The 15,952-nt window shown below is 65.1% G+C and carries 12 protein-coding genes; 8 read left to right on the top strand and 4 right to left on the bottom strand.

The genetic code is table 11. From position 1 onward, the window contains the following. Positions 1–3 precede the first annotated feature (3 nt). The 5 genes from CHB96_RS06125 to CHB96_RS06105 all read left to right on the top strand — a co-directional run bounded on the left by CHB96_RS06125 (position 4) and on the right by CHB96_RS06105 (position 4,745). Positions 4–465, top strand: coding sequence for a Zn-ribbon domain-containing OB-fold protein (locus tag CHB96_RS06125; protein WP_089244151.1), 462 nt, complete (start codon positions 4–6; stop codon positions 463–465). Further along, complete coding sequence (locus CHB96_RS06120; protein ID WP_089244149.1) at positions 462–1,598, top strand: thiolase C-terminal domain-containing protein; 1,137 nt, start codon at positions 462–464, stop codon at positions 1,596–1,598. The genes CHB96_RS06125 and CHB96_RS06120 overlap by 4 nt, the downstream gene beginning before the upstream one ends. Positions 1,599–1,686: 88 nt before the next feature. Next, complete coding sequence (locus CHB96_RS06115; protein WP_089244147.1) at positions 1,687–2,295, top strand: TetR/AcrR family transcriptional regulator; 609 nt, start codon at positions 1,687–1,689, stop codon at positions 2,293–2,295. Positions 2,296–2,424: 129 nt separating this feature from the next. Continuing rightward, positions 2,425–3,246: an MBL fold metallo-hydrolase gene (locus CHB96_RS06110; RefSeq protein ID WP_176444169.1), complete on the top strand. Its 822-nt coding sequence runs from the start codon at positions 2,425–2,427 to the stop codon at positions 3,244–3,246. Next, a complete protein-coding gene (locus tag CHB96_RS06105) occupies positions 3,243–4,745 on the top strand; it encodes a DHA2 family efflux MFS transporter permease subunit (RefSeq protein ID WP_245865298.1) in 1,503 nt (500 codons plus the stop codon). The genes CHB96_RS06110 and CHB96_RS06105 overlap by 4 nt, the downstream gene beginning before the upstream one ends. A gap of 33 nt (positions 4,746–4,778) precedes the next feature. Here CHB96_RS06105 and leuA read toward each other — a convergent pair whose 3' ends face one another. From leuA to CHB96_RS06085, 4 genes are all read right to left on the bottom strand, one after another. Beyond that, on the bottom strand, positions 4,779–6,590 hold the full coding sequence (gene leuA, locus CHB96_RS06100; protein WP_089244143.1) for a 2-isopropylmalate synthase: 1,812 nt from the start codon (positions 6,588–6,590) through the stop codon (positions 4,779–4,781). 173 nt (positions 6,591–6,763) lie between these two features. Then, on the bottom strand, positions 6,764–6,997 hold the full coding sequence (locus CHB96_RS06095) for a DUF8691 family protein (protein WP_089244141.1): 234 nt from the start codon (positions 6,995–6,997) through the stop codon (positions 6,764–6,766). A gap of 156 nt (positions 6,998–7,153) precedes the next feature. After that, positions 7,154–9,757: a winged helix-turn-helix domain-containing protein gene (locus tag CHB96_RS06090; protein ID WP_089244139.1), complete on the bottom strand. Its 2,604-nt coding sequence runs from the start codon at positions 9,755–9,757 to the stop codon at positions 7,154–7,156. Between the two features lie 246 nt (positions 9,758–10,003). Beyond that, positions 10,004–11,623: an FUSC family protein gene (locus CHB96_RS06085; protein ID WP_141136443.1), complete on the bottom strand. Its 1,620-nt coding sequence runs from the start codon at positions 11,621–11,623 to the stop codon at positions 10,004–10,006. A gap of 142 nt (positions 11,624–11,765) precedes the next feature. Between CHB96_RS06085 and CHB96_RS06080 the strand changes: the two genes are divergently transcribed. From CHB96_RS06080 to CHB96_RS06070, 3 genes are all read left to right on the top strand, one after another. Beyond that, positions 11,766–13,031 carry an aspartate kinase gene (locus CHB96_RS06080; RefSeq protein ID WP_089244135.1) on the top strand — a complete coding sequence of 422 codons (1,266 nt, stop codon included), beginning with the start codon at positions 11,766–11,768 and terminating at the stop codon, positions 13,029–13,031. Beyond that, the gene (locus tag CHB96_RS06075) at positions 13,028–14,050 is read left to right on the top strand and encodes an aspartate-semialdehyde dehydrogenase (protein ID WP_089244133.1); all 1,023 of its coding nucleotides are present in this window, start codon (positions 13,028–13,030) and stop codon (positions 14,048–14,050) included. The genes CHB96_RS06080 and CHB96_RS06075 overlap by 4 nt, the downstream gene beginning before the upstream one ends. A gap of 106 nt (positions 14,051–14,156) precedes the next feature. Beyond that, positions 14,157–15,938: a multicopper oxidase family protein gene (locus tag CHB96_RS06070; RefSeq protein ID WP_371828991.1), complete on the top strand. Its 1,782-nt coding sequence runs from the start codon at positions 14,157–14,159 to the stop codon at positions 15,936–15,938. Positions 15,939–15,952 lie beyond the last annotated feature (14 nt).

Below are 15,952 nucleotides of genomic sequence, written 5' to 3'. Positions count from 1 at the left end.
GCGATGACAAGTTCCACAGCGCCTTCGGCCACCGAGGTGAAACCGAAGAAGGCGCTCCGCAAGCTCGCCCCGAAGCCCACTCCGGAGACTGCGTTCTTCTGGTCGGAGGCGGCAGCGGATCGTCTCGTGGTTCGGCGATGCCTGAACTGCATGACCCGGTACTTCTATCCCCGGGACTTCTGTCCCGCGTGCAACTCCGACAACGTCGACTGGCTCCAGTGCAGCGGCCGCGCGACGCTGTACAGCTACGTCATCGAACACAGACCCGGACCGGGATTCGAGGAGCAAGGACCTTATGTGGTTGCCGTCGTCGAACTGGAAGAGGGGCCACGGATGATGACCAACATCGTCGGTGTCGCGCCCGACCCCGATCTGCTGCCGCTCGACATGGACCTCGTCGTACGCTTCGAGGAGCGTGGCGACACGAAAGTGCCTGTGTTCCAGCCTGCTCGGAGCACGTCGTGAGCGCCCGCGTCGCCATCGTCGGCGCGGCCGAGACGGACGAGATCGGAACGCTTCCGCACCGGTCGACCCTTGGCCTGCATCTGGAAGCGGCCCGAAATGCTTTGGCGGACTGCGGACTCGATCCCAAGGACGTCGATGGGATCGCGGGGGTATCGATGCCGGGCCCACTCTCGGTTGCACACAGTCTCGGTATCGAACCGCGGTGGATGGATACGACGAGCGTCGGCGGAACCTCGTTTCTCACGCACGTTCGCCATGCCGTCGCGGCATTGCAGGCGGGGCAGTGCTCTGTCGTCCTGATCACGCATGGTGAATCAGGGCGATCGCGAGTGGGCGCTCCGGGGTACGCGCCCGACCCCGCGTCGTTGCCCGGACAGTTCGAGGCGCCCTACGGGGTGACCGGTCCGCCCAGTCGTTTCACGCTGCCGTTCCTGCGGTTCATGAAGGAGACGGGAACTCAGGCGCGCCATCTGGCCGATGTTGCCGTCGCGCAACGTACATGGGCAGGAATGAACCCGCGAGCGAAATTCCGCGACCCCATCAGCGTCGACGACGTGCAGAACTCACCGGTGATCGCATGGCCGTTCCATCTGCTCGAATGCTGTCTCGTCACCGACGGCGGCGGTGCGCTCGTGTTGACGACGATAGATCGTGCACGTGACCTGGACGTTCCGCCGGTCGAGATCCTCGGCACCGGCGAGGGCTACGAGGGGCCGGGCATCTCGATGATGGAGGATTTCACGTCGTTCAAAGGCTTCAAGAATGCTGGAGCTGCCGCCTTCCAAGAGGCGGGACTGTCTCCGTCGGACATCGACCACGTGATGATCTACGACGCGTTCGCCCACCTACCGTTGTACGGGCTCGAGGATCTGGGCTTCGTGGGGAGGGGAGAGGCAGGCGAATTCGTTCGCGAGGGCAATACGTCCCCGGGCGGCAGGCTTCCGGTCAACACCAACGGCGGCGGGCTCTCCTATACCCACACCGGCATGTACGGGATGTTCGCGATCCAGGAGTCCGTCCGCCAGCTGCGTGGGACTGCGCCGGCCCAGGTCGACGGCGTACGGACGAGCCTGGTGCAGGGAAACGGCGGCATGTTCGCGGCCGGCGCGACGCTCATCCTGGGGGTTGCCTGAGGACGAGCCGTCCGTACGACTTGACCGCCCGCCAATTCTAGAATTACGCTCGCTTCAGGTGTTCAGTGGATCGAGTGCTGGGGTGGGTATGGCCGAGAAGACAGTCGTCACGACGACGTGGCAGTGGAGCAAAACCGGTGAGACGCAGCGCAAATTGCTCGATGCAGCGCTGGAGGTTTTCGCCGAGGCGGGCTTTCTGAACGCGAACATCGCCGACATCGTCGAGCGTGCAGGGAGCAGCACCGGCAGCCTGTATCACCACTTCGGCGGGAAGTCCGAGTTGTTCACCGCCCTGTGGGACCGCCACAACACCGCACATCTCGAGCAGGTTCGGTCCTCCGTTCTGACGGAACGACGCAGCGGCACAACGGATCCACTCGAACTTTTCTGCGTCGGCGCGCGCACGTTCCTGGCAGGCAGTTGGCAGAGGCGCGACGTGGCGCTGGTGTTCATCGACTCCGATGGCCCGCCGGGTTTCGAAAAACTGCGGCGGGACAACAGGATCGAGTGGATCAGACAGAACTCGGCGCTGCTCGGGCCGGGTGACGACAGTGAGCACCGCATCGCACTCGGCGTGCTCACCGACATCATCGTCGAGTCGGCGCGCGAGGTCGTGCTGAACTGCAAGACCAAGAAACAGGCCAACGTCGCTGCCGACATCATGTGCGACATGATCAGGAAGATCGCGGCAAAGTAGGGACGCAACCCTCGTGAGTGGTCATCGGTACAACCACTCACGAGGGTTTTGTTATGCCCGAACATGTTTCGCAACGTAAAGATCATTATCTGGAGTACGATTCTAGAAGTGTCTTCTAGAGAGGCTGACATGTCGAATTCCAGAACCGATTTTCCATCCGTCGGTGTCGCCACCCGAGTGGCCCCGAGGGTCGAATGGGTGCTCGCCCCCAATGCCGGTGCGTGGACGTTCCAAGGGACCAATACCTGGATCGTCGGTGATCCCGAATCCCGGTCGTGCGCTGTGATCGACCCCGGTCCCGACGACGCAGCACACGCCGCGGCTGTAGCTGCGGCGATAGGTTCTCGTCACGTCACGCATATCGTTCTCACTCACGGTCACGGCGATCACGCAGGCGGTGCGCCCGCATTGTCCGAGCGCACCGGCACGCCTATCACCAAGGCATCTCGTGACGTGGGTTCGGCGGTGGCCGACGGCGATCGATTGGTTCTCGCGGGAGGCGTGGACGCTCGAATCATGCTGACACCCGGTCATACTCGCGATTCTCTATGTGTGCACCTGTTGAGCGAGGCAGTCGTGTTCACCGGAGACACAGTGCTGGGCAACGGTTCTCCGGTGGTGCACCCGGGACTGCTCGGTGAGATGCTGGACAGTCTGAGCGCGCTGGAGCGCCTCGGCGCGTCCGCACTCGTACGAGCGTGCCCCGGCCACGGGCCGGTGATCGAGGATCTGGCCGCGGCATCCGCGCGTCGGTTGCAGGCGCGCTATCGTCGTATCGACCAGGTCAGGGAATTGCGCGCGGAATCGAGCGCATCCCTCGAATCGCTGGTTACGCGAATGTATCCGGATATCGCCGATCCCGACGTGCGCAACGCGGCTCGCAGTTCGGTACAGGCGATGCTCACGTTCCTGGACGAGACGACGTCCCCGGCGCCAGGTGTCGGCCAGTGACAGCGCGACCCGAGGCGAACGACACCGATATCGAAACCGACGCGCCAGGAACTGACGGTTCCGAACGCGACATGATGCGCGACGCGTGGAGAACGTTGAGCGTCGTCGCCTTCGCCAGCATGGTGATCGGCATGTCGGGCAGTGCGCTGAACGTCGCCTTACCCACCGTCGCAAGGCATTTCGACGCCAGCAGCCTCGCGGCCAGTTGGATCCTTCTGGCCTACATGCTCACCAACACTGTGCTCTTGGTGGCATTCGGCCGTATGGCCGACATGTTCGGTCGCAGAAAGATGTATCTCACCGGCCTTGCCTTCTACACCGTGGGAAGCGTCGCGTGCGGGCTTGCCCCCAATGCTTGGTGGCTGGTGGGGTTCCGGGTGATTCAGGCCGCTGGCGGCGCGATGCTGTTGACCAACAGTGCCGCTCTCGTCACTGCAGCCTTTCCGCGCCGACGCCTCGGCGAGGGTATGGGCATCTACCTCGCGTCGTTCTCCATCGCGCAACTGTGCGGGCCGACGCTCGGTGGTCTCCTCGCCCAGCAGGCGGGCTGGCGATGGGTGTTCTGGTTCAATGTCCCGATCGGAATTCTGTGCCTGATCTGGGGATTCGTAGCTTTGAAACCGACGGCGTCCACTTCTCGTTCGTACTCGCTCGATCTGCGGGGCAACGCGATGATTCTCGTCGCACTGACGTGTGGTCTTGCGGCGCTGTCTCAAGCTACATCGCTCGGTTGGTCCCACCCGCTCGTCATCGGCGGACTACTGGTCAGTGCCGCGATAGTCCCATTGTTCCTGTGGTTCGAGAAGTCCGTCGACGATCCGCTGATCGACATCGCGCTGTTCAAGCACTGGCCGTTCGGATTCGGGTTACTCGCGTCGTTCCTCAACTCGATCTCGCAGAGCGGAGTCGTACTCCTGATGGCGCTGTACTTCCAGGCGGTATCGGGTGTCACACCGCTCGTCGCGGGCGTGATGGTGCTTCCAGTGGCGGTCGCTGCGTTGACGGCATCACTGAGTTCGGGCCCCCTGCAACGCACCGTTTCCCCGTCGACGCTCGCCGTCGTCGGCAACATCGTGACGGTGGTCGCCCTCGTCGTCCTGTTCGTCGGAACCACGGGTCGAATGCCGCTGTGGGTTCTTCTCGTCGGGTTGGCCGTGGCGGGATTCGGATCCGGCCTCTTCATGCCATCCAATGCGACCGCGATCATGGGAGATCTGCCCGACGAACGACTCGGTATCGCGAATGCCATGCGCCTGCTGCTGCAGACCAGCGGGTTCGTCGTCGGTACCGCGGTCATTCTGTCCGTCGTGACGAGTGCGCTTCCTCTCGAACTACGCAAGTTCGTGTTCGCAGGCACGATCAGCGAGATATCGGATTCAGCCGTCGAACAATTGCTGACCGGCTACGGACGAACGGTCGCAGCCATGATCGCGGTAGCGGTTCTCACCGTGGCGGTCTCGCTGTTCGCCCGACACTCCCGCACTGTCGGTCACAGGTGATCGACAGTAGCGGGAGTCCGGTGCGAGCTGGTTCTACTTCAAAGCGCGGTTGACCGCCGAGACGACGGCGCGCAGGGATGCCGTCGTGATGGACGTCGCGATGCCGACGCCCCAGACCGTGACGGCGGTGCCGTTCGGTCCGGTGACCGAGGCTTCCACGTACGCGGCTGCCTGTGCGTCGTCGCCTGCCGACATGGCGTGCTCGGAGTAGTCCAGCACGCTGATGTCGTAGCCGACGGTGGACAGTGCGTCGACGAACGCCGCGAGCGGGCCGTTTCCGTGTCCGTTGATGTCCTGTTCGACGCCGTCGATCTTGACCGTCGCGACGATCTGGTCTGTGCCGCCGTCTGTTTCGGCTGCGATGACCTTCTGCTTGATGCGCTCGAGCGGGCGGATCGGGCTCAGGTATTCGTCGGCGAAGACGTCCCACATCTCCTTGGGCGATACCTCGCCGCCCTCGCCGTCGGTGATGCGCTGGACGGCCTGCGAGAACTCGATCTGCAGTCGACGCGGCAGTGCCAGACCGTGATCGGACTTCATGATGTAGGCGACGCCGCCCTTGCCGGACTGCGAGTTGACGCGAATGACGGCCTCGTACGTGCGGCCGACGTCCTTCGGGTCGATGGGCAGGTACGGAACCTGCCACAGGATGTCGTCGACGTCCGAATCCTGCTCGTCCGCAGCGACTTTCATCGCGTCGAGACCCTTGTTGACGGCGTCCTGGTGGCTTCCGGAGAAGGCGGTGTAGACCAGATCGCCGCCGTATGGGTGCCGCTCGTGGACCGGCAGCTGGTTGCAGTACTCGACGGTCCGTCGGATCTCGTCGATGTTGGAGAAGTCGATCTGCGGGTCGATGCCACGCGTGAACATGTTCAGGCCCAGCGTCACCAGACAGACGTTGCCGGTGCGCTCGCCGTTACCGAACAGACATCCCTCGATGCGGTCGGCACCGGCCTGGTAGCCGAGTTCGGCTGCGGCAACGCCCGTTCCGCGGTCGTTGTGCGGGTGCAGCGACAGGATGACACTGTCGCGACGGTTCAGGTTGCGGCTCATCCACTCGATGGAATCGGCGTAGACGTTCGGCGTCGCCATCTCGACGGTGGCGGGCAGGTTCAGGATGATCGGCTTCTCGGGCGTCGGATCGATGATGTCGACGACCGCGTCGCACACCTCTTTGGCGTACGCCAGCTCGGTGCCGGTGTACGACTCGGGGGAGTACTCGTACCGCCACTCGGTGTCCGGGTAGTTCGCGGCGACCTCGAGGCATTTGCGTGCGCCGTCGGTGGCGATCTTCTTGATGACGTCGCGGTCGGCCTTGAATACGACGCGGCGCTGCAGAATGGACGTCGAATTGTAGAAGTGCACGATGACGTTGCGTGCGCCTTCGCAGGCGAGGTAGGTGCGCTCGATCAGCTCGGGGCGGCACTGCGTCAGAACCTGGATGGATACGTCGTCGGGAATCGCGCCGTCTTCGATGATCTCGCGGACGAAATCGAAGTCGGTCTGGCTGGCCGACGGGAATCCGACCTCGATCTGCTTGTAGCCCATACGGACGAGCAGATCGAACATACGACGCTTACGCGCCGGGCTCATCGGGTCGATCAGCGCCTGGTTGCCGTCACGCAGGTCGACGGCGCACCACTGCGGTGCCCGGTCGGTGATCTTGTCCGGCCACGTGCGGTCGGACAGCGTGACGGGCTCGACCTCTTCCGCGAACGGGCGGTACCGGTAGGTCGGCATCGACGAGTTCTTCTGCGTGTTCCACACAGGCTGGTCGCTGGGTGCGGGCCGCGAGGGAGGGGTGATGGTGCGTGATCCGGACGTGAATGCGTCGGCTGGTGACATGGTCTCATCTCCGAAGTTCTGGCTGATTTGATGATCGACCGGCGCGATGAAACCCCGCGACGGGAAGCCAGTCTGGATCAGACCCCGTCGCGGCGATCAAGGAGGAGCGCGCGCTGCATGGAAGCGAGTGTACTACCGGGCACAAGCCCCCAACGGTCGGGTTGGGGAGCACGTCAGTCCGGAAGCCGTCTGAGCTCGACGAGGGTCAACCCGAGCGCATCGAATCGAGCCAGCATTCCGCGCAGCGCGGTGTCGTCGTCCAGAGGTCCGAACAGTCGCGTGTAGGTCAGTGGAACGTGGGAGACGGCCAGATCCGGAAAGGCTGCTTTCGCGCGGTCGGACAACGACCCCTCGACGACGAACTCGTATCGGATTCCCCGTGCATCGATGTCGGCAGGCTGCGCCATGGTGCCGCTCCTTCGGGTCCGCGTCTGACTATGAACTCCAGAGTCCAAGACATCGGCGCGGGTGGCATCACCCGCAGATGGTGAAGTGCGCTTCGCGCATGTGCACGGAAATACATAGAGGGCTATGTATTTCCGTGCACATGCGGCGAAGCCGCCTCAGAGGAGCCCCAGCTCATGGGCAGCGGCGATCGCATCCCGACGGGACCGGACCTCGAGCTTCCGGTAGATGCCCCGCAGGTGCGTCTTGATGGTGTTGACGGACACGAAATGGTCCGACGCGATCTGCTCCGCGGTCCGCCACGACGGCAGCTCCCGAAGGAGCTCGAGCTCGCGCGGAGTGAGCGACGTCGACGACCGAGGTGCGGTGTCGGCTCGACCCGCAGGTATCGCGGCGCGGGCCTCGTCGGCGAACGATTCGAGGCGGCCGAACCTGCCGTGATTGCGCGTCAGTACGTCGCGCACGTTCTGTCCGGCCTCGGCGAACGGACGAAGAATCCGTTCCGGCTCGGCGAGGGTCAACGCGCGTACCGCCAGCTCGTACGCCTTCGTCGGGTTACGACGCGTATGCGCGATCGACGATGCAGCGAGCAGCGCACGTATCGATGTCACCGGGCTCGCGCAGTGCCGGGTTCCGTCGACGACCGGAGTGAGCTCCGATTCCGCTGCGTCGAGCCGGCCTGCTCGTCGATGCACGTCGGCGGCGAGCAACGAGACCTCCCCGGTCCGGCCGAGCCGACGCGACGTCACCCCGACCAGTTCGGCAGCCCACAGCGACTCACCCGCCGCGAAGTACTTCTGCTGGACGACGGGAGCCAGCAGGGCCTCGAGACCGGGAATGACCGGGCGCTCGTACTCGATCCACTCGCGCCCTATCCGCGGCACACCACGAGCGTCGGTGCGCGTGTGCAGTGCGCTCGCCGTGCGGCGCCCGTAATCGGCGACGACGGGCTCCGATGCGAAACCGATCGACGCCCACAGCGTCGTCGAATGAGACACGGCGTCCATACGCAGATGCGCGACGACAGCAGCGAGCGACAGGGCCGCGTCGGCGATCTCGGTATCTCCTATCGCGTTGCTCCGGGCGTAGTCGACGGCGGCACGAGACCCGTGCAGAGCGTCGTCGAGGTGTCCGTCGAGCAGGTTCGCCGCGGTGGTCGCCGTCATGCACATCAGTGCCGTGCGATGCAGTCGTCCCGCACGCGCGTGGGACGTCGCGTCGACGAGCAGCCGTCGGGCCTCGGTCGTGCGTCCCAGATACAGCCTCGCGATGCCCGCGGTCGCGAGCGTGAACGCGTCGAGGCCAGGGCTGTCCGCCTGCCCGATGTCGAGGATTTCGAGGTGCTCGAGCGCGGCGCGAATGTTGCCGGTCTGCATCGCGGCCTGAACCTCTAGTACGCGGCGCAGCAGTTCCGATTCGGGGTCTTCCGATGCGCGACGTCGCAATGCGGTCAGCGTCGAGATCGCGGGTGCCGTATTTCCGTTGGTCAAATGTGCTGCAGCGCCGAGCAATCGGCCGTACGTCGAGTCCGACACCGTGCGTGGGCTGTGTTCGAGGGCGCCGAGAATCGCGTCCGAATGCCCTTCCAGAACAAGATCGAGCCCCGACGCGGTCAACGTGGCGACGATGGCCGGCCCGTCGCCGGAATGGGTACTGTGTTCGAGTGCGTTGAGAGGCTGTCGTGAATCGGTGAACCATTGTGAAGCAACGGTTTCCAGGTTTCGTACCTGCGCGGCGCCCAGCCGGTACATCTCGGCGCGCAGATACTCGCGCATGAGCGGGTGATAGCGGTAGGTGAGTTCGGGGCCAGGGGTCTGCTCGATCAGGAAGTTGCGGGCCAGCAGCATGTCGAGCGTCCCGCGCGCATCGCGGACGCCGGTGAGCTGCTCGGCGAGATCGACGGTGAACCAGGCGGGTACGGATGTCTCGACGAGGAAACGTCGGACGTCGGGTGTCAGCCCTGCGAGCACCTCGCTGACGAGATAGTCGGCGACGCTGTGCTGCGAGCCGGTGAACTTCTCGACCGCAGAGCCGGGATCGGGATGGTCGGCCAGCGTCATCGCGGCCATCCGTAGGCCCGCTGCCCAGCCTTGTGTTCGTGCGATGACGGCGTCGAACGCGCTGCTGCTCAACAGGATTCCAGATTCCGCGAACATCGTGTCGGCCTCTGCGCGGGTGAACGCCATGTCGTCGGTCGTGACGTCCCGGACGCGACCGTCGAGGCGCAGTTTCTGCAGTGCGAGTGGAGGTTCGAACCGGCCGGCGATCACCGTGTGCACGTTGGGCGGAGGCCAGTGCAGAAAGTTTCCCAACGCGACCAGAACGTCGGAGTCGTGCAGGAGATGGGCGTCGTCGAGCACCATGAGCACCGGCTCGTCGACACTCTCCAGCGCCGCGAACAACAGAGCGCTGTAGTTCTCGTAGCCCGGTTCACCAGGGGCGGGGAGATCGGCGACCGCGTCGGCGACGGCAGTCGATCCGCTCTGCATCAGTGCCGATGCGATGCACTGGCGCAACGACGCGAGCGAGTTGTCCGTTTCGTCGACGGACAGCCAGGCGACCGACGTCCGGCTGTCGGTCAACCAGTCGACGAGCAACGTCGTCTTTCCGGAACCGGCAGGCGCAGTGAGCAATGTGACGGTGCCGGGCTGTGCGACTGCGTCGTTCAACGCGTCGAGCAGACGGGCACGACGAATGGTGGCGCCGGGGCGCCCGGGTACTCGGCATCGCAGATGCGGCACAGAACATGGCAACGTGGTCATCCGAACCGACCCTCCCGACGGCAAGGCGCACGCGGGCCGGATTGGTGCCGTTGGCCCGACATCGATGAGCAGACGTCCACCTCGTGAGCGGACTCGTCAATAGTATTACCGTCCAGGCGGTTTCGGGTCGGTGAACCGAGAAGGTGCTCGGGCGCAGATTGTTTCGTGCCCCCGATGAGAACGGCAGCTCGCAAACACGGAGCGTATCGAAACGGGCATCCTGAAACGCCCTACGGAACCGGACCGTCAGTGCTGTTTCGGTAGCGAGTGGAGGTCGCCGATTCTCGAGGCCCACGGAGACGGGTCGCCGAACGAGCCGTTGTCGGCGACCACCGCGCACTGGGCGAGGAGCTCGTATCCGACGCGATCCACCGCGACATGACGCGTCCATTGCGACGCGGCCCAGCGGCGATCGTTGTGTGCTGCCTCCGCGCCGGCGAGGGCCGAGTTGACGAGTTCGAACTGCACGTCGCGGCGAAGCTCCAGGCACCGCGGATCCGACGGGTGCGACGTCGTCACGCACTGCACGAGTGCGTCGGACAGCGAGAGAACCCGCCCGTCGGACCACAGCAGTGCGCGTCGGAACGCGTGGCGCTGGGCGCCCCACAGTGCGATGAAGGCGACGGCGACGCCGAGAACCGTCTCGACGATCCGATCCGCGACGACGGCGGACGTCGACGCACCGGGGTGCGACAACGTGCCGATCGTCAGTGCGAGCGGCGTGATGAACACGACGGCGAGGCCGTAGTTGCGCGGCACCGACACCTCGATGAGGAACTGAAGCGCCATGACCACACCGATGACGGCCGCACCGGGAACAGATACGAACTGCAGCAGCGCGAAGACGCCGACCCCGAGCACGGTGCCGCCGAGCCGAAGCAATCCCCGGTAACTGCCATGGATGCGGTCCGGTCCCTGCTGCAGAACGAGAACGGCACCGAGAACGGCCCAGTCCGGTCGCGGCAGACCGAGTACGACGGCCGAACCACCCGCGACGAGCGCGGCAGCGAACACGCGCGCGGACGTCGCCAGCGCGTGCGAGCGGCGATCGAGGGACCGTGCCAATCGGTACCGCACACTCGGGCGATCCAACGGAAGCACGTCGCTTGCGTCGTCGGGATCGAGACCGCCGCCCGCGCGTACAGCAGCCGCGAAGCGCAGTTGGGCGTCGAACAATGTCGTGACGAGAGCCGGCCGCGGGGATCGACGCGGCAGACCGGCGTCGTACACGGCTTTCCAGGCCACGTGCAGTCGTGACCCGGCCGTTCTCCTGACGCTCGGATCCACGCCATGGGCCGCGACGGCCGCGACGGCGGCACACACCGCCTGCCGCTCCGGCGCGTGCGGGGCCCACAGGACCGGCGACATCGCGACGATCGCGGCGGTGACGGCACCCGTCGCGGCCCAGGCTGCTGCCGTCGTCGGCGAGATGTCGGCGCTCGGGAGATACGAGGACATCGCGCAGACGAGGACGAAGAAGAAGGCGCCTGGCACGCCGATGCGCAGCGCCGCGACGACATAGACGGCAATCGCGGCGACGACCGACAGCGTCAGAACAGGCACGAGAGGGACAGGACTCGTTCCCGACGACGCACCGATCCACACCGACGTCACCAACGCAGCTCCCGCGGTCAGCACGACGCGCCACCGTGCGCGATACGGCTTGCCCTCGCCGTAGATGACCGCGAAACTGCCCGAGACGATCAGAAGAACCGCATCCTGGTGGCCGAGAAGCCACGCGAGCGACGCCGGAATCCCGAATGCCAGCGCGGCCCGAACGCCGCCGGGCCACTTGCGTCCCGCCGACGGCAGACCGAACAAGATCCTGCGCGCGCTCGGCCGGGGAGGCAGGGTCGGATCGCTCACTCGAACAGATGCTAGAGCGCCTCCATAAACGCTGGCTGGGTGGGTTGCCGCAGGTAGCGGCCGCCGGTGCCGGGAGCCTCACCGGTAAGGTGTACGTCGATCACTGCCTTGAACCAAGCGATAACAGCGGAGGTACACACGCGTGGCTCTCATCGTCCAGAAGTACGGTGGATCGTCGGTGGCTACCGCCGAACGTATCCGACGCGTTGCTGAACGAATCGTCGAGACCAAAAAGGCGGGCAACGACGTCGTAGTCGTGGTTTCCGCCATGGGTGATACCACCGACGAGCTCCTCGACCTGGCCGAGCAGGTCTGCCCGGCACCGCCTGCGCGCGAGATGGACATGCTGCTGACGTCGGGGGAGCGCATCTCCAACGCCCTCGTCGCAATGGCCATTCACTCGCTCGGCGCCGAGGCGCGGTCCTTCACCGGCTCGCAGGCCGGCGTCGTCACGACGAGCGTGCACGGCAACGCCAAGATCATCGACGTCACTCCGGGACGCGTCCGCGACGCCCTCGACGAGGGATCGATCGTGCTCGTCGCGGGCTTCCAGGGCGTCAGCCAGGACAGCAAGGACGTCACGACGCTCGGACGCGGTGGCTCGGACACGACGGCCGTCGCGCTGGCAGCGGCGCTGAACGCCGACGTCTGCGAGATCTACACCGACGTCGACGGCATCTTCACCGCCGACCCGCGCATCGTCCCCAACGCACGCCACCTCGACACCGTCTCGTTCGAGGAGATGCTCGAAATGGCTGCATGCGGCGCGAAGGTGCTCATGCTGCGCTGCGTCGAATACGCGCGTCGCTACAACGTTCCCGTACACGTTCGGTCGTCGTACACCACGAAACCCGGAACCATCGTCTCCGGATCTATGGAGGACATTCCAGTGGAAGAAGCCATTCTCACCGGCGTCGCGCACGATCGAAGCGAAGCCAAGGTCACCGTCGTCGGCATCCCCGACAGCCCCGGTTACGCGGCCAAGATCTTCCGGGCGGTCGCCGACTCCGAGATCAACATCGACATGGTGCTGCAGGGCGTGTCGAAGGTCGACACCGGCAAGACCGACATCACCTTCACGTGCCCCAAGGCCGACGGCCCGACGGCCGTGGAGAAGCTGACGAAGCTGCAGACCGAGATCGGCTTCGCGCAGGTGCTCTACGACGACCACATCGGCAAGGTCTCGCTCGTCGGCGCAGGGATGAAGAGCCACCCCGGCGTCACCGCGACGTTCTGCGAGTCGCTCGCCGACGCAGGCGTCAACATCGACCTCATCAGCACGTCGGAGATCCGAATCTCCGTGCTGGTCAGTGACACTCAGCTCGACGACGCAGTCCGCGTACTGCACGAGGCATTCGATCTCGGCGGCGACGAAGAAGCCGTCGTACATGGAGGTACAGGACGATGACCACAGTTGCAGTCGTCGGCGCGACCGGTCAGGTCGGCGCCGTCATGCGAACCCTGTTGGAAGAGCGCAACTTTCCCGCCGACACCGTGCGGTTCTTCGCGTCGGCGCGCTCGGCGGGCAAGAAGCTGCCGTTCCGCGGCGAGGAGATCATCGTCGAGGACGCGTCGACCGCAGACCTCGCCGGAATCGACATCGCACTGTTCTCCGCGGGCGCCACGCTGTCGCGCGAGCAGGCACCGCGATTCGCCGCGGCAGGCGCCGTCGTCATCGACAACTCGTCGGCGTTCCGCAAGGACCCCGAGGTTCCGCTCGTCGTCAGCGAAGTGAACCCCGAGGAGGCGAAGAACCCGCCGAAGGGCATCATCGCCAACCCGAACTGCACCACGATGGCCGCCATGCCGGTGCTCAAGGTGCTGCACGACGAGGCAGGCCTGCAGCGTCTGATCGTCTCGAGCTACCAGGCAGTCTCCGGTAGTGGCCTGGCAGGCGTCGAGGAACTGGCGACGCAGGCGCGCGCCGTCATCGGAGATGCCGAAAAGCTGGTGCACGACGGTTCGGCGGTCGATTTCCCGGCGCCGAACAAGTACGTCGCGCCCATCGCGTTCAACGTCCTGCCATTGGCGGGTGCGCTGGTCGACGACGGATCCGGCGAGACCGACGAGGACCAGAAGCTGCGCAACGAGTCGCGCAAGATCCTCGGACTTCCCGACCTGCTGGTCAGCGGCACCTGCGTGCGTGTCCCAGTGTTCACCGGGCACTCGCTGTCGATCAACGCAGAATTTGCGACCCCGCTGTCCGTCGAGCGTGCGCGCGAGCTACTGGCGTCGGCACCCGGCGTTTCTCTCGTCGATGTGCCCACGCCGCTCGAGGCTGCGGGCAAGGACGCATCTCTGGTGGGCAGGATCCGTCAGGACCCGGGCGCTCCCGAGGGACGCGGACTCGCCCTCTTCGTCTCGGGTGACAACCTGCGCAAGGGCGCTGCGCTGAACACGATTCAGATCGCCGAGTTGTTGGTGTAGGCGGCTTCGCCGCACGTGCATAGAAATACATAGCGGGCTATGTATTTCTATGCACGTGCACGGAGCGCCTGTTACGGTCACCCGGGGAGGGGTGCCCGTGGATGGAATGTCCCGCAGGACTGCGATTCGCCTGGCCGCGTTCGGCGCTGCCGCCGCACTGATTCCTGCCGTTCGACGCGCCGGAGCCGACGACATCTTCAGCGGCCACAGCCCGCTCCTGTTCCACTCGCCACCGCTTCGGCCCTTTGTCGACGAGGTGCCGCGGTTGCCGGTCGTCTCCGGAACCCAGCTGGCCTTGGATGCGCACAGCGGCGCCCACTCGTTCCATGCCGACCTCCCGCCCGGTCCGACGTTCGGATACGGCGAACTCGACTACCTCGGTCCGACCATCGAGAGTGTGCAAGGGCAGCCCTGGACACTGCAGTACACCAACAGCACCACAGGTAATCCGCTTGCCGCGGACATAGATACGTCGTTGCACATGATGAGCGAACACGATCGGCACATGACGCCGACGTCGTTGCACATGCACGGCAGCATCACTCCGCCCGCCAGCGATGGCCATTCCGAGATGCTGGTCCGCCCGGGTGAGTCACTGACACACAGCTTTCCGGGTCTGAACGAGGCAGCCGGCCTGTGGTACCACGACCACGCGATGTCGATGACGCGCATCAACGTCTATGCAGGGCTCGCCGGCATCAATCTGGTTCGCGATCACTACGATTCGGGTCTGGCGAGCAATTCGCTCGGACTGCCGTCGGGTGAGTTCGAAGTTCCCCTGCTGCTGCAGGAGAAGATCATGAATCCCGACGGCAGCATGAGCATCCGTACCAACATCACTGTCCCGCAAGGGAGGTGGGAAGGCGGAGGCACCGGAGACGTCGGCGTCGTCAACGGAAAGATCTGGCCGACGATGGAGGTCGCACGCGGGCTGTATCGCTTCCGCATCGTCAACGCGGGATCGTACAGTGTCTGGAATCTGTTCTTGAGCAACAGAATGCGATTCTGGGTGATCGGGAACGACGCGGGACTCCTTGACGCTCCCGTCATGACCGACAGTGTCCGGCTGGCCCCGGCGGAACGCGTCGATGTGCTCGTCGACTTCGGAGCACTGCAACCCGGCGAGGTCGTCGAACTGCGCAACGACGAACCCCCTCCAGCGCAGGCCGCGTCGCTGGGAGCGGTACCGATGCCGCTGTTCTGCCAGTTCAGGGTGGCGTCGGGACGCGGGTTCATCGGTGACGTCATGACGATGTACCGAGGCGGCAAGGGCCAACCGGCGCTGTTGCCGCCGATGCCGACGCCGACGGCCGCGCGGACCGTCACGGTCAACCAACCGTCGACCGGGTTGTCGCTGGCCACGCCGATGATGAATCTGAACAACCTCTACTACAGCTCGCCGGACATCGAGATGCCGGCGCAGGGAACCGTCGAGCAATGGAACATCGTCAACACGACGGTCGAGCCGCACCCGATTCACCTGCACCTGGTGCATTTCCGGACGTTGGGGAGAGCCCCGATCGACCTCGCTGCGTACACGCGGGACAACCCGCGGCCCGACGTCGGGATCAAGTGGGCACCCGACGTCGAGCGGTACGTCACCGGCCCACTGGCACCACCCGCTGCCTGGGAGGCCGGCGCGAAGGACACGGTCAACACCTACCCGGGCACGGTGACGCGCATCCTCGTCCGCTTTCCGTCCGCCGACGAACTCGGATTCGACCCGGACGCTACGTTTTCCGCGCCGGCGGGTGGGCATGAAGTGGGTGGGAACATGACTCACGGGCATCATGGTGGCAGTTCTGAATTGCAGGGGTACATGTGGCACTGCCACATGCTGGACCACGAGGATCACGAGATGATGCTGCGGTATCGGCTGGTGCGCTGACGCGGGGCTGGGGA

Origin of the sequence: Rhodococcoides kyotonense, assembly GCF_900188125.1 — a bacterium.
GTDB classification, from domain to species: Bacteria; Actinomycetota; Actinomycetes; order Mycobacteriales; family Mycobacteriaceae; genus Rhodococcoides; species Rhodococcoides kyotonense.
This window is presented reverse-complemented; position numbering and strand designations above follow the sequence as displayed.

Excerpts from the sequence above, each read along its gene's own strand:
- CHB96_RS06125 (WP_089244151.1), top strand. The coding sequence starts at position 4 with ATGACAAGTTCCACAGCGCCTTCGGCCACCGAGGTGAAACCGAAGAAG.
- CHB96_RS06115 (WP_089244147.1), top strand. The coding sequence starts at position 1,687 with ATGGCCGAGAAGACAGTCGTCACGACGACGTGGCAGTGGAGCAAAACC.
- CHB96_RS06110 (WP_176444169.1), top strand. The coding sequence starts at position 2,425 with ATGTCGAATTCCAGAACCGATTTTCCATCCGTCGGTGTCGCCACCCGA.
- leuA (WP_089244143.1), bottom strand. The coding sequence starts at position 6,590 with ATGTCACCAGCCGACGCATTCACGTCCGGATCACGCACCATCACCCCT.
- CHB96_RS06095 (WP_089244141.1), bottom strand. The coding sequence starts at position 6,997 with ATGGCGCAGCCTGCCGACATCGATGCACGGGGAATCCGATACGAGTTC.
- CHB96_RS06090 (WP_089244139.1), bottom strand. The coding sequence starts at position 9,757 with ATGACCACGTTGCCATGTTCTGTGCCGCATCTGCGATGCCGAGTACCC.
- CHB96_RS06075 (WP_089244133.1), top strand. The coding sequence starts at position 13,028 with ATGACCACAGTTGCAGTCGTCGGCGCGACCGGTCAGGTCGGCGCCGTC.
- CHB96_RS06070 (WP_371828991.1), top strand. The coding sequence starts at position 14,157 with ATGTCCCGCAGGACTGCGATTCGCCTGGCCGCGTTCGGCGCTGCCGCC.